This is a genomic window from Mycobacterium gordonae, from assembly GCF_002101675.1.
Taxonomy (GTDB): Bacteria; Actinomycetota; Actinomycetes; order Mycobacteriales; family Mycobacteriaceae; genus Mycobacterium; species Mycobacterium gordonae.
In genome coordinates, this window is record NZ_LQOY01000108.1 from 1 (window position 1) to 11,696 (window position 11,696).

At 64.4% G+C, this 11,696-nt stretch carries 16 protein-coding genes; 11 read left to right on the forward strand and 5 right to left on the reverse strand.

Features of this window, described 5'->3' with window-relative positions:
• Positions 1 to 131 precede the first annotated feature (131 nt).
• Positions 132 to 1,205: a redox-regulated ATPase YchF gene (gene ychF / locus AWC08_RS17540; protein ID WP_069434340.1), complete on the forward strand. Its 1,074-nt coding sequence runs from the start codon at positions 132 to 134 to the stop codon at positions 1,203 to 1,205.
• A gap of 78 nt (positions 1,206 to 1,283) precedes the next feature.
• On the opposite strand, the gene AWC08_RS17545 is transcribed toward ychF, so the two are convergent.
• Together AWC08_RS17545 and AWC08_RS36570 are read right to left on the reverse strand one after the other, a co-directional pair.
• Positions 1,284 to 1,802, reverse strand: coding sequence for a MarR family winged helix-turn-helix transcriptional regulator (locus AWC08_RS17545; RefSeq protein WP_083271243.1), 519 nt, complete (start codon positions 1,800 to 1,802; stop codon positions 1,284 to 1,286).
• Between the two features lie 77 nt (positions 1,803 to 1,879).
• Positions 1,880 to 2,029: a hypothetical protein gene (locus tag AWC08_RS36570; RefSeq protein ID WP_155257019.1), complete on the reverse strand. Its 150-nt coding sequence runs from the start codon at positions 2,027 to 2,029 to the stop codon at positions 1,880 to 1,882.
• Between the two features lie 203 nt (positions 2,030 to 2,232).
• Here AWC08_RS36570 and AWC08_RS17550 point away from each other — a divergent pair, with 203 nt between their 5' ends.
• From AWC08_RS17550 to AWC08_RS17570, 5 genes are read left to right on the forward strand one after another with little or no spacing between them, the layout of a single operon-like run.
• Entirely contained in the window at positions 2,233 to 3,753 is a 1,521-nt protein-coding gene (locus AWC08_RS17550) for an aromatic/alkene/methane monooxygenase hydroxylase/oxygenase subunit alpha (RefSeq protein WP_069434341.1), read from the forward strand.
• A gap of 5 nt (positions 3,754 to 3,758) precedes the next feature.
• A complete protein-coding gene (locus AWC08_RS17555) occupies positions 3,759 to 4,010 on the forward strand; it encodes a toluene-4-monooxygenase system B family protein (RefSeq protein WP_065136980.1) in 252 nt (83 codons plus the stop codon).
• Entirely contained in the window at positions 3,997 to 4,332 is a 336-nt protein-coding gene (locus AWC08_RS17560) for a Rieske 2Fe-2S domain-containing protein (RefSeq protein WP_036392389.1), read from the forward strand. Before AWC08_RS17555 ends, AWC08_RS17560 begins: the two co-directional genes overlap by 14 nt.
• Positions 4,329 to 4,640, forward strand: coding sequence for an MmoB/DmpM family protein (locus tag AWC08_RS17565; protein WP_036392392.1), 312 nt, complete (start codon positions 4,329 to 4,331; stop codon positions 4,638 to 4,640). The genes AWC08_RS17560 and AWC08_RS17565 overlap by 4 nt, the downstream gene beginning before the upstream one ends.
• A 3-nt stretch (positions 4,641 to 4,643) precedes the next feature.
• Entirely contained in the window at positions 4,644 to 5,648 is a 1,005-nt protein-coding gene (locus AWC08_RS17570; protein WP_069434342.1) for a ferritin family protein, read from the forward strand.
• A gap of 211 nt (positions 5,649 to 5,859) precedes the next feature.
• Here AWC08_RS17570 and AWC08_RS17575 read toward each other — a convergent pair whose 3' ends face one another.
• A complete protein-coding gene (locus AWC08_RS17575) occupies positions 5,860 to 6,300 on the reverse strand; it encodes a DUF732 domain-containing protein (protein WP_244906508.1) in 441 nt (146 codons plus the stop codon).
• A 101-nt stretch (positions 6,301 to 6,401) separates the two neighbouring features.
• Here AWC08_RS17575 and AWC08_RS17580 point away from each other — a divergent pair, with 101 nt between their 5' ends.
• The 3 genes from AWC08_RS17580 to AWC08_RS17590 all read left to right on the forward strand — a co-directional run bounded on the left by AWC08_RS17580 (position 6,402) and on the right by AWC08_RS17590 (position 8,651).
• Complete coding sequence (locus AWC08_RS17580; protein WP_069434343.1) at positions 6,402 to 6,764, forward strand: hypothetical protein; 363 nt, start codon at positions 6,402 to 6,404, stop codon at positions 6,762 to 6,764.
• A gap of 589 nt (positions 6,765 to 7,353) precedes the next feature.
• Complete coding sequence (locus AWC08_RS17585) at positions 7,354 to 7,878, forward strand: glycoside hydrolase (RefSeq protein ID WP_051493509.1); 525 nt, start codon at positions 7,354 to 7,356, stop codon at positions 7,876 to 7,878.
• 260 nt (positions 7,879 to 8,138) lie between these two features.
• Positions 8,139 to 8,651: an OsmC family protein gene (locus AWC08_RS17590; RefSeq protein ID WP_036392396.1), complete on the forward strand. Its 513-nt coding sequence runs from the start codon at positions 8,139 to 8,141 to the stop codon at positions 8,649 to 8,651.
• A gap of 106 nt (positions 8,652 to 8,757) precedes the next feature.
• Here AWC08_RS17590 and AWC08_RS17595 read toward each other — a convergent pair whose 3' ends face one another.
• Positions 8,758 to 9,450, reverse strand: a complete 693-nt coding sequence (locus AWC08_RS17595; protein ID WP_036392399.1) for a hypothetical protein — start codon at positions 9,448 to 9,450, stop codon at positions 8,758 to 8,760.
• Between the two features lie 33 nt (positions 9,451 to 9,483).
• Between AWC08_RS17595 and AWC08_RS37405 the strand changes: the two genes are divergently transcribed.
• Positions 9,484 to 9,693 carry a hypothetical protein gene (locus AWC08_RS37405; protein ID WP_036392402.1) on the forward strand — a complete coding sequence of 70 codons (210 nt, stop codon included), beginning with the start codon at positions 9,484 to 9,486 and terminating at the stop codon, positions 9,691 to 9,693.
• Here the strand turns inward: AWC08_RS37405 and AWC08_RS17605 are convergent.
• Positions 9,642 to 10,478: an adenylate/guanylate cyclase domain-containing protein gene (locus tag AWC08_RS17605; protein ID WP_065136976.1), complete on the reverse strand. Its 837-nt coding sequence runs from the start codon at positions 10,476 to 10,478 to the stop codon at positions 9,642 to 9,644. The genes AWC08_RS37405 and AWC08_RS17605 overlap by 52 nt on opposite strands.
• Positions 10,479 to 10,583: 105 nt before the next feature.
• On the opposite strand from AWC08_RS17605, the gene gnd reads away from it, so the two are divergent.
• The gene (gene gnd / locus AWC08_RS17610; RefSeq protein WP_036392406.1) at positions 10,584 to 11,606 is read left to right on the forward strand and encodes a phosphogluconate dehydrogenase (NAD(+)-dependent, decarboxylating); all 1,023 of its coding nucleotides are present in this window, start codon (positions 10,584 to 10,586) and stop codon (positions 11,604 to 11,606) included.
• Positions 11,607 to 11,696: the final 90 nt, after the last annotated feature.

The following is an 11,696-nucleotide window of genomic DNA, read 5'->3' on the forward strand; positions in this document are numbered from 1 at the left end:
ACCCAGCCCGTTTCGCGGGCATTTTTATGTGAGGCATGGATCAATTTTCGCGGGCATATTTACATGAGGCATCACGGGCCCGTATATCGCCGGGCAGTTATCCCGGGCGTGCCCCCTAAACTTGGTTTCCCGTGAGCCTAAGCCTGGGAATCGTGGGTCTGCCCAATGTCGGCAAGTCGACCCTGTTCAATGCGCTGACCCGCAACAACGTGTTGGCGGCCAACTACCCGTTTGCAACGATCGAACCGAACGAGGGCGTGGTCTCCCTGCCCGATCCGCGCCTGGACAAGCTGGCAGAGCTGTTCGGATCAGCCCGCATCGTGCCGGCGCCGGTGACGTTCACCGATATCGCCGGACTGGTCAAAGGGGCATCCGAAGGGGCTGGCCTGGGCAACAAGTTCCTGGCTCATATCCGTGAATGCGACGCGATTTGTCAGGTGGTGCGGGTATTCGCCGACGACGATGTGACGCATGTCTCCGGAAAGGTCGACCCGCGCTCCGACATCGAGATCGTGGAGACCGAACTGATCCTGGCGGACCTGCAGACGCTGGAGCGCGCCCTGCCCCGGCTGGAGAAGGAGGCCCGCACCAACAAGGAGCGCAAACCGGTGCACGAGGCCGCCGTGGCCGCACAACAGATCCTCGACTGCGGCAAGACCCTGTTTGCCGCGGGCGTCGACACTTCTTTGCTGCGCGAGCTGAACCTGTTGACCACCAAGCCGTTTCTGTATGTGTTCAACGCCGACGAGTCGGTGCTGACCGACCCGGCGCGCATCGCAGAGTTGCGCGAGCTGGTCGCCCCGGCCGATGCGGTGTTCCTGGATGCCGCGATCGAATCTGAACTCATCGAGCTCGACGACGAGTCCGCGGCTGAGCTGCTGGAGTCGATCGGCCAGGCCGAGCGGGGTCTGGATGCGTTGGCGCGCGCCGGCTTTCACACACTGAAGCTGCAGACATACCTGACCGCGGGCCCGAAAGAGGCGCGCGCCTGGACGATTCACCAGGGCGACACCGCGCCCAAGGCGGCCGGTGTGATCCACACCGACTTCGAGAAGGGCTTCATCAAGGCCGAGATCGTGTCCTTCGACGACCTGATCGCCGCCGGTTCGATGGCGGCGGCCAAGGCGGCCGGCAAGGTCCGGATGGAGGGCAAGGACTACCTGATGGCCGACGGCGACGTGGTGGAGTTCCGGTTCAACGTCTAGTTGGGTCGGCCCATCGTCGAGATTGCGTTGAGGGCTGCGTTTCACCACAAACCACGACCATGGACGCAATCTCGACAGCTAGACGGTGGCGTGGTCGGCGCAGTCGACTCGCAGGTCCGAGATCGTCATCGGTGTGTCATAGAGCTTGCAGTGATAGCTTCGCGTGTCGGTCTGGATGGTACCCAGTTGGACGCAGGTGCTGCACGCACGCACGACGGGAAGCAGTTGCGCGTCATGGAGTTTGGCCATGACGAGCAGGAGCGTGTCGAGCAGTTGTTCGGCTTCGGCACGGTTTAGTTTTGACGTGGCGATTTCTGCGGGTGCGGTCCAACGTGCGAGCTCGGCTGCTGTCTTGCGCCCGGCCCGGGTGAGGGCGAGGTCGTGGCGGCGGCGGTCATTGGGGTCTGGGGTGCGCGCCACCAGGCCTTTGCGGATCAGTGCCGCGATTGCATCGCTGACGGTGGGGTCGGCGACATTGAGTTCGCGGGCCAGCGTGGCGCTCCGGGCGGCGGGCGGCGGGCCGACGTAAAGCCAACTGAGTAACCGCATTTGGGTGCTCGACAGATCGTGACTTTCGGCGGTCCGCCTGGCCAGCACGTGCAGAGCATCGCCGACGCGGTCGAGCGCGGCGACGATCTTGGAGTCCAGACTTCGATGGCGCGCGCCTTCGCCCTTCAGAGCACGACCTCGTTCGGCTTGCCGGCGGCGACGAAAACGAAGGCCCGCGGCGATTGGTGCGTGGTGCGCTGGCTTGCCCGGATCGCGTCATCGGTGATCACCCCGCCCGCGGTGCGGACGACGTGTGCCTCGTCGGTGACTCTCACTGTGACCTCTTCCTAGCTGTTTGCTGTCGCGGCGGTCTGCGCATCGGAGCGTAGTAGCGGGCGCGGGTAGGGCCCGACGTTGTGAATCACCCTGATCCTAATGCTTAGGAGTCCTTCAGATATATCGCATCATGATCTCGGCCGCGCATCAGCGCAGCTCGACGCGGCTCAGATCGCAGCTCATGCCCGACCGAGGACGACATATGCCCAAACTTTCCCGCAGCGACTGGTACGACCTGGCTCGCGACACCAACTGGACGTTCCGCTACGTGACCGAGGAGGAGGTCTTTCCTGAAGAGCTCTCAGGCACGCACCGGGTCTCCTCGGATGCCTGGCTCAAGTGGGACGAGCCCTACAAGATTGGTTACCGCGAGTACGTGCACAACCAGGTCACCAAGGACACCACGACCTACTCGCTGAAGAACGCCATCGGGCGGTCGAAGCTGTTCGAGCAACTCGACCCCGGCTGGAAGTCGGTCATCGTGGCGCACTACGGCGCCATCACCATGCCCGAATACCTGGCCTCGATCGGCGAAGCGCGAATGGGAAGGTTCGGTCGCTCGGCGGCCTGGCGCAACACGGCAACCTTCGGCACCCTCGATGAGATCCGCCACGGTCAGATCCAGGCATTCTTCCCCTACGGCCTACTCGACAAAGAACCACGAGGTGACTGGGTGCTCAAGGCATTTCACACCAACAACTGGATCGTGCTCGCGGTGCGTTATCTGTTCGACGACATGTTCGTCGCCAACGACGCCCTGTCGATTGCGCTGCAGTTGACCTTCACCCTGGAAACCGGCTTCACGAATCTGCAGTTCCTCGGGATGGCGGCCGACGCGATCGACGTCGGCGACCTGGAGTTCGGCGCCCTGATCAGCTCGATCCAGACCGACGAGGCGCGCCACGCCCAGCAGGGCGAGCCCACCATCAAGGTGCTCACCGACAACGGCGAGGGCGAGTGGGGGCAGTTCCTCATCGACCACATGTTCTGGCGGTCCTGGCGCATCTTCGCGTTGCTGACCGGCCTGTCGATGGATTACTACACCCCGCTGGAGAGCCGGCGGATGAGCTTCAAGGAATTCATCGAGGACTGGGTGGTCAAGCAGTTCGTCGACCAGTTCCGCGACTACGGACTCGAATTTCCTTGGTACTGGCGAGAATTCATCGACGAGCTGACGTGGTATCACCATGCCATCCATTTGGGTGTGTGGTACTACCGGCCCACGGTCTGGTGGAACCCGGACGCGGGCGTATCGGACACCGAGCGGCTGTGGCTCGAGGAGAAATACCCGGGCTGGAACCGCGATTTCGGCAAGCAGTGGGATGTCATCACCGACAACATCCGCAACGGCGACATCGCCGCTACCTTGCCTGAGACCCTGCCGATCACGTGCAATCTGTGCCAACTCCCGATCGTGCGTGCAGCCGGGGTGATCGTCGGCGCACACACCGATCCCGCTCCGCTGACACACGTCCACAACGGTCGCAAGTACCTGTTCTGCTCCGAGCCGTGCAAGTGGATCTTCACCCAACGGCCCGATCGGTTCGCCGGTCACCAGTCCTTGATCGACCGGGTCCTGTCCGGCGAGATCAGCCCTCCTGATCTGGGCACGGTCTTGCAATACTTCGGCCTCTCGGCCGAGGAACAGGGTCAAGACGCCGACAACTACGGCTGGGCGCTCAACGGTGTACGCCACGGATCGACCAACAAATCGAAGGGCTGAGACTCATGGCGCTACTTCCCCTGACCGCATTGTTCGAGGGTGACGTGCTTGAACTGCTCATCCCCGTTGACGACGCCGACAGCGTCGAATCCGTCAGTGCGGCGATCGCCCATCACGTAGTCGGTCACCGCGTCGCCCCACGCGACGCTCCGATCCGGTTGCGTCACAACGGCAATGTGCTGGACCCCACCGCGGGCATCGGCGCGTCTGGTGTGGGTCCACTGGACCACGTCGAGGCCTTCTATGAGCAGCGCTAGCGTCTGGACTCCGGTGGCCACCCTCGATGACCTCTGGGAGGGCGAGGTGGCGGAATTCGAGGTGGGTGATCGACCGATTCTGCTCGCCCACCTGCGTAGCGGAGAGATCCGCGCCTACGACGGTCTGTGCCCGCACGCTGGCTTCCCACTGGTGGACGGCGAAGTCGAGAACGACGTCCTGACGTGCAGCGCCCACAGTTGGGAGTTCGACCTCGCCACGGGCGCGGGGGTGAATCCGGCCAACTGCAGGCTGCACAGCCACCCCGTACGCCTTGACGGCGACCAGATCACCGTATCGCTCACCGAAGGAGACCGCCGATGACCGCCGCCGCAGAACAGGACAAACTTGTCGGTCCGGTCGTACGCGGCTTCGACCCCGACGTCGTCGCCGCCCTGACCGACGCCATCCACAATGACAACCCCGACGCCGTGATCACGATCGAGGACCACGCCGGCTACGTCCGCATCCACGCACCGCGATTCCTCCGAGTCACCCGCGCGAGCCTGGAAGCAGCTGCAGGCCAAGCCTTTCCGCTGGCAACCCTGGAGCCGGCACTGGTGGGCTTCGCCGGGCGGATCCGCTACATCGGCGACGACGAACTGCACTGGTACCTGGACCGAGAGGACTGACACATGACCACCGCGAAGACCCGCCAGCTCAAGACGTGGAGCATCACCGGCGACACCAGGCGTAAACCTACCGAGTACGAAGCCGTCACCGGCCAGTTCCACTACCACTTCAACCGCCAGCCGGCACCGTTCGACCTCGACCCCGGCAGCGCCATTAACCGCTGGTACCTCAAACACCGCGAAGGCTCACCGCTGCATGCCGAAAGCTGGGAAGGCTTCCGTGATCCCGCCGCACTGAACTACCGTCGCTACATCGCGCTGCAACACGACCGCGAGGTCTACGCCGAGGGCGTGGTCGACCATTACGAGGCACTCGACGGCGACGACAAACTCGACCCCAGCTGGATCGAAACCCTGTCCCGAATCTACGTACCCGCCCGCTACCTATTCCACGTTCTGCAGATCACCAGCCTCTACGTCGGACAACTCGCGCCGAGCGCCTACATCACCAACGCGGCGTTCTTCCAAGCCGCCGACGAATTACGGACATTGCAGTGGATCGCCTACCGCGCCAAGTCCCTGTCGCTCACCCGGAACGCGCAGTTATCTGACGCACAGTTGGCCAATACCGAAGCGACACGGCGAATCTGGGAGACCGACGAGGCCTGGCAGCCTGCCCGCGAAACGCTGGAACGCCTGCTGTTGGCCTACGACTGGGGCGAGGCCTTCACCGCGCTGAACCTGGTGGTCAAACCCGCGCTCGACGCGCTGTTCAAGGAGGCGTTCGTCGTGCTGGCCAACGACCATCGCGACGGCCTGACAGCCGCGCTGCTACAGGAATCCCGGGTCGACACCACCCGCAACCAGGCCTGGCACGCCTCGCTCGCCCGCTACGCGCTGACGGCCAACCCCGCGAACCGAACCGTCATCGACGGCTGGATCGAGAAATGGCGGCCCCTTGCCGACCGGGCTGTCGCCGGCCTGGCCACCGCCTTGACCGATCCCGCCGCTATCGAAGAACGGGTCGCGCGCTCGGTCGCCGCATTCACCAGTCAGTGGGTCGGCTAACCGCACAAACCATCACCGCACCAACGGATTCACGCGCATGCCGTGGTGGCGCGCATCCTATGAGGTCGCCGGCCGGGTGGATATCCGGGCCCGCGGCGTCCCCGCCGGTATTTCAGCTGAGGATCACGCCCACGGTCTGCAATCGTCGTTGGTCAACCCGGCGCACTATCTCGATCCGGTTGGCAGGCAACCAGATTGACTGCGCCGATGATCAGGCGGTCTGTACGGGTGAGGTGGACGGAGTCGGCGGAGCCGTACTCGGCGCGGTAGGAACCTTGCTGGGGACACTCGGTGGGGTGAGGGAGCCGTACTGCGGGCAGTAGGCCTGGATCGCGGCACCGGTGAAGTACGCGGCATTCAGTGCCGGCCAGTTCGTCGCGTTGGTGACCTTGGTGGTCAGCTCCGCGTTGCTGGTGTTGGGGTTGGCCTTGAGCGAGTCGCAGACAACCGTTTTCGCGACTTGGATCGCCTTGTCGGGCGCCCCGAAGTTCATTCCGGAGGTGTTGAGATTCATGATGAACGCGTCGTCGGTGGAATCCGCGTAGGCCGGTGCGGCCAAGCCGACGGAAAGGACGATCAACGCTATGGCCCTGGCCACCACCATGGCGTGCCCCTCCCTTGATTGCCGCACGCTGGTTCGCGACGCGATCACCGCATTTTAACCAAAAGCAGTGCGTGCGGCGCGCCACTCTGGCGAGGATGAGCAGCACGCTCGGCTTACTTCACCCCCGCCCGCGGCGATAGAGTTGAGAGGTGGTCGATGGGGACCGCGCCGACGCTTCGGGCGAGCCTGGTCGGCGCGCTATTGAGAGAAACGAGCGCGAAGCGGACTTCGCGCGGCGAGAGCGGAACCTGTCCAGGCGGGAGCGCGTGGCTGACGAGCGCGAGCGGATGGCCGACGAGCGCGACCGCATCGCGGATGAGCGCGAGCAAAACGCCGACGAGCGGGAGTTGCGGGCAGATGAACGCGAAGGCGCCACGGCCGAGCGTGAGCGGGAGCGATTGCGGCGCGTCGACCAACGGGCGGAGCGTGAGATAGCCGCCGCCAGACGCGAGGACGCCGAAGTCAGGCGTGCCATGGCGGAAAGCCAGCGAGGTCGCGACGACGTCCCGTAATCGGCGACATGACCCGAAGCCGTCCGGACAGCGCTGACAGCGCCCGCACCCGGGATGGGAGCTCGGCCGCGACAGCCCACGCCCCTCACTCGACGATCCTGCAGATGGCGATGCTCACCCGTCGTCAGGGTCTCGCGTCCTGGTGTGCCTACGCCTATCTGTGCCGCGTCTGCCCGAGGGCCGTGGACCCCGGGCCAGCGGCCGGACGCGGTCGCTGACCTTGCTGCTCGATTGATACGCCCGACGCCCTTAACCCGGTTTTCGTGAAAAATACTGTGGCCTGGGCCACGTTGTGGCCGCACTGTAATCGGCCTGGCACCAATTTTGGGCCCATTCTATACGGCAGATGTGCAATAGAGGTGTTGCCATGCCAAACTGAAAGCAAGCATAGTGCCAGTACAGAGGGCATTAAATGGCGGTACCGGTATTTGCTGTGGTAATCGAGATTCACAGGAATCACTTCTGTTTCACTTTATAGATTAGTGCGTGACATAGCTGCGGTATATGCAGGTCAAGGGCATATTCCAATTCACGTGATAAGTGCCACAAATTTTGATTTCCTATGCATATGGTCGGTAGGTTTCTGGCCATGATTGCTCTAGCAACGCTGTTGGCGCTCGTTAATCAGGTCTCCGGCACCCCCTACATTCCGGGTGGCGATTCTCCTGCCGGGACCGACTGTTCAGGGCTGGCCTCATGGGTCGCAAATGCGGCTGCTGACCGGCCGGTATTCGGAAGCCGGTTCAATACCGGCAACGAAGAGTCCGCTTTGGCGGCTCGCGGCTTCCAGCACGGCACCGCTCCCAACGCCGTCGTGATCGGCTGGAACGGCGGCCACACGGCAGTCACCCTGCCGGATGGCACCCCGGTGTCCAGCGGTGAAGGCGGCGGTGTCCGCATCGGTGGCGGCGGCGCCTACCAGCGCCAATTCACTCACCACATGTTCTTGCCGGTCGACGATGTGGACCTCGCCGACGGTCCGCCGGCTCCGGATGCACCGGTTGAGCTGGTCGATGCCGTCGCTCCCGACCCGGGTCCGGAAATGCTTCCGCCGGCTGCCGACCAGGCTCCCGAACCCGCTCCGGCGCCCGATGCCGGAATGGCTGATTCATAACCAGTAGTGCGACTCAGATCACAACAATCCTAAAAACGCAGCCACATCCGGCAAGCATTTGTGGACCAGATCACAATGCGACGCGGGTGTGGCTTGCGTCATTCTTTCAGCAATTTCGAACCAATGATTGCTCGATGCAGTGAATACCACGTTGCGGGCGGAACTATGCCACCGAATTTGATTTTCGGTTCACGATGATCAGGAGGGTCGATGCGCGCGCCCGGACTCCGTAGGGTTGCACCGACGGAAGGACGACAACTGTGACAACCTCGGTCACCCATCTGAGCGGCATCATCACGGCCACCGCGGAGGCGGCGGGTGCGGACCCCGCCAAAGCGCGTGTCGTGTTCGAAGCGTCGGCCACCGGGCACGACGCGGTGGCCAGCACCGTCACCCTCGGCCGGTATCAGGTCGAGGTGGACGAGCCGCCGCAGTTGGGTGGGGAAGGAAAAGCGCCCAATCCCGTTGAGTACTACCTCGCCTCGCTGCTGTCCTGCCAGATCGTGACATGGCGGTTCTGGGCGGAGAAGCTGGGCATCGCCGTCGACGAGATCACCGCACGCGCGGAGGGCGATCTCGACGTGCAGGGCTTCTTCGGGTTGGACGAGAACGTCCGCGCCGGCTTCCAGGAAGTACGGGTGGTGGTCACGGTGGGCGGACCGGAGGCACCGGAGCGCTACCGGGAACTGCAGGACGCGGTGGACAAGCACTGCCCGGTGCTGGATCTGACGCAGAACGCCACTCCGGTCGTCACCCGGGTCGAACTCGCCTGAGCCATCGATGGCGCCCAGCGTGCGGGTGCTTCGAGATTGCCGCTATGGCTGGGTCGGCCCGAGACCACGACCGCTACGGCGATCTCGCCGTCAGTCGCGGTCGCGACTAGCCAACTACCGCGATCTCCTTGCCCAGTTCGTAACCGGGCGCCAACGGCAGCGTGTCGCCGCTCCAGAACTTGCCGGGGTCGAACCAGTTCGTGTCCTTGTCGGTAACCAGCAGGCCCATCTCCTCGTAGGTGATGGCGACCGTCTCCGCGCAATACGCCGTGGACAGGCCCATCTTGCGCTGTTCGGCCCTGCGCTGTTCGGTGCGCTCTCGAACCCTCTTCTCCACCAACGGGATTCCGCGGAACCAGTCGTTGACGGTGGGAAGCCGGCCGCGTAGCCACCGGCCGGTCAGCTTGGCGGTGGTCGGGAAGGCGGTGCCGTCCATCCGGGCGATCACCCGCAGCAGTTCGTTCTCCTGCTTGTGGTTGGCATGGGGGGCCAATTGCCGCAGCCAGCAACGCTGTTGGTAGCGCCCGGTCCACTGCAGGAAGACGTCCCTGGCGTCGTTGAGTTGGACGCCGCGGTGGTTGGTGCCCGTCCACATGTCGACAAGCTTGTCGCCCAGTTCGGCGTGCCAGATCAGGGGCGGCAGGTCGTCGATGGCCACCGTCATGCCGACGTGGTTCACCGGCGCGTTAGTCAGCGTCTGGATGGCACGGTCGGGCCGCGAACCGCCACGGAACAGCCACAGGTCGCCGGTCCGGGTCTCGTCGAGGGCTTGGTCCAAGGTGAGCGTGCTGGAGTTCACGCCAAGCACTCTAGAGCGGGATAGCCTGTGCCGATGCGCAACGTTTGGAAGTGGATCGGGCTGGCCGGAGTGGCCGGCGTCGTCGCCGGTGGCGCGCTGGTGGTGCGCGATCAACGGAAGCGGCGTGCCTACACGCCCGATGAGATCCGGGCGCGGTTGCACCAGCGGCTGGCCGACTCCGACTCCGACGGCTACCGGTCCCGCTCGGGTTCGGGTTCGGCTTCTACCGCGAACAACCGGTAACTGCCGGAGAACCCTTTTAGTTCGACCTCGCGTCCGTCGTCGAAACGGATGCCGTCGCAGTCCTGCACGGCATCCCGGACGGGCTCGCTCACCAGGACCTCGCCGCCGACGGCCTGCCCGGCTACGCGAGCGGCCATCGCGACATTGCGGCCGAACAGGTCATCACCGCGTCGCACCGAGCGGCCCATGTGAATGCCGATCCGGACGCGAATCTCGGGATGCCGCTTGCGTTTTGCTTCTTTGCGTAGCGCCTGCTGAAGGTCGATGCTGCAGCGCACCGCCTGTTCGGCGCGCGCGAAGGCGACCATGAATCCGTCGCCCTGGCTTTTGACCACATGCCCGGATTGACGCTGCACGAGTTGATGCATCAGCTTGTCGTGCGCGCCGATGAGTTTGACCCAGGCGCGATCGCCGATCTTCTCATTCAGCGCGGTGGACTCTTCGATGTCGGAGAACAGAATCACCACCCGGCCGTCCGGAGTGACCCGGGCCAGGTCGGGCCGCTCCACCTCGGCCCAGTCGGCCAGGTCTTCGATCGAGCTGCGCACGGCGGCGCCGAAACCCTCCTTGCGCATGATGTTGGCCGTGTTCCACACGGTTTTGACGGCCTCGCGGCCACCGGACCACAAGCGATTGCGGACGTCGGCCCGCTGCTGCAGCTCCTCGACCTCCCGACGGCTTTGATCGAGTAGTCGCCACAGTGCGATCAGGCCGCCGGCCTCGATCACCGCAATGCCGGCCAGCACATAGACCGCCACATGCAGCCAATCACCCATGCCCACCATCCTGACAGGCCGCCGCCGGGTGTTTAGGGTTGAGTTCGGCCATCGCGGGGAAGCACCACCTCAAGTAACCGGACCGCTCGAAGGACTTGAAGGAGACGCAACAAGATGCAACTGGGGATGATCGGTCTGGGTCGAATGGGCGCCAACATCGTGCGCCGCGTGGTCACCGGTGGGCACGAATGCGTGGTGTACGACCACAGCCCGGAGGCGGTCGAGGCGATGGCGGGGGAGGACGGCATCACCGGCGTGTCCTCGCTCGCCGAGCTGCGTGACAAACTCACCGCGCCGCGGGTGGTCTGGGTGATGGTGCCCGCGGGAACCATCACCACCGGAGTGATCGACGAGTTGGCCGACACCCTGGAATCCGGCGACATCGTCATCGACGGCGGCAACTCCTACTACCGTGACGACATCAAGCACGCAAAGTCATTGGCGAAGAACAAAATTCGGCTCCTGGACTGTGGCACCAGCGGCGGCGTATGGGGTCGCGAGCGCGGCTACTGCCTGATGATCGGCGGCGACCCCGACGCGTTCGAGCACGCCGAACCGATCTTCGCCACCGTCGCGCCCGGCGTAGACGCCGCCCCGCGCACACCCGGTCGCGACGGCGAGATCGCGCAACCTGAGAAGGGCTATCTGTACTGCGGCCAGGCGGGGGCGGGGCACTTCGTCAAGATGGTGCACAACGGAATCGAGTACGGAATGATGGCCTCGCTCGCCGAGGGCCTGAACATCTTGCGCAATGCCGACATCGGCACCCGCATCCAGGAGGGTGACGCCGAGACGGCTCCGCTGTCCAATCCCGAGTGCTACCAATACGATTTCGACATCCCCGACATCGCCGAAGTGTGGCGCCGGGGCAGTGTGATCGGCTCGTGGCTGCTGGATCTCACCGCGATCGCGCTGCACGATTCGCCCGACCTCACCGAGTTCTCCGGCCGGGTTTCAGATTCCGGTGAAGGCCGCTGGACCGCCATCGCGGCGATCGACGAGGGCGTGCCCTCGCCGGTGCTCACCACCGCCCTGCAGTCCCGGTTCGCCTCGCGCGACCTCGACGACTTCGCGAACAAGGCGCTGTCGGCGATGCGCAAGCAGTTCGGCGGCCATGCGGAAAAACCGGCCAATTAGGCCCGCTCGCTACCGCCGCCGAGTGTGAATGACACGACGCCGCAACGGCGCGTCGTGTCGTGAGATTCACCCTCGGCGGCGCAGGAGGGG

Excerpts from the sequence above, each read along its gene's own strand:
- gnd (WP_036392406.1), top strand. The coding sequence starts at position 10,584 with ATGCAACTGGGGATGATCGGTCTGGGTCGAATGGGCGCCAACATCGTG.
- AWC08_RS17555 (WP_065136980.1), top strand. The coding sequence starts at position 3,759 with ATGGCGCTACTTCCCCTGACCGCATTGTTCGAGGGTGACGTGCTTGAA.
- AWC08_RS17565 (WP_036392392.1), top strand. The coding sequence starts at position 4,329 with ATGACCGCCGCCGCAGAACAGGACAAACTTGTCGGTCCGGTCGTACGC.
- AWC08_RS37405 (WP_036392402.1), top strand. The coding sequence starts at position 9,484 with ATGCGCAACGTTTGGAAGTGGATCGGGCTGGCCGGAGTGGCCGGCGTC.
- AWC08_RS17585 (WP_051493509.1), top strand. The coding sequence starts at position 7,354 with ATGATTGCTCTAGCAACGCTGTTGGCGCTCGTTAATCAGGTCTCCGGC.
- AWC08_RS17570 (WP_069434342.1), top strand. The coding sequence starts at position 4,644 with ATGACCACCGCGAAGACCCGCCAGCTCAAGACGTGGAGCATCACCGGC.
- AWC08_RS17605 (WP_065136976.1), bottom strand. The coding sequence starts at position 10,478 with ATGGTGGGCATGGGTGATTGGCTGCATGTGGCGGTCTATGTGCTGGCC.
- AWC08_RS17560 (WP_036392389.1), top strand. The coding sequence starts at position 3,997 with ATGAGCAGCGCTAGCGTCTGGACTCCGGTGGCCACCCTCGATGACCTC.
- AWC08_RS17550 (WP_069434341.1), top strand. The coding sequence starts at position 2,233 with ATGCCCAAACTTTCCCGCAGCGACTGGTACGACCTGGCTCGCGACACC.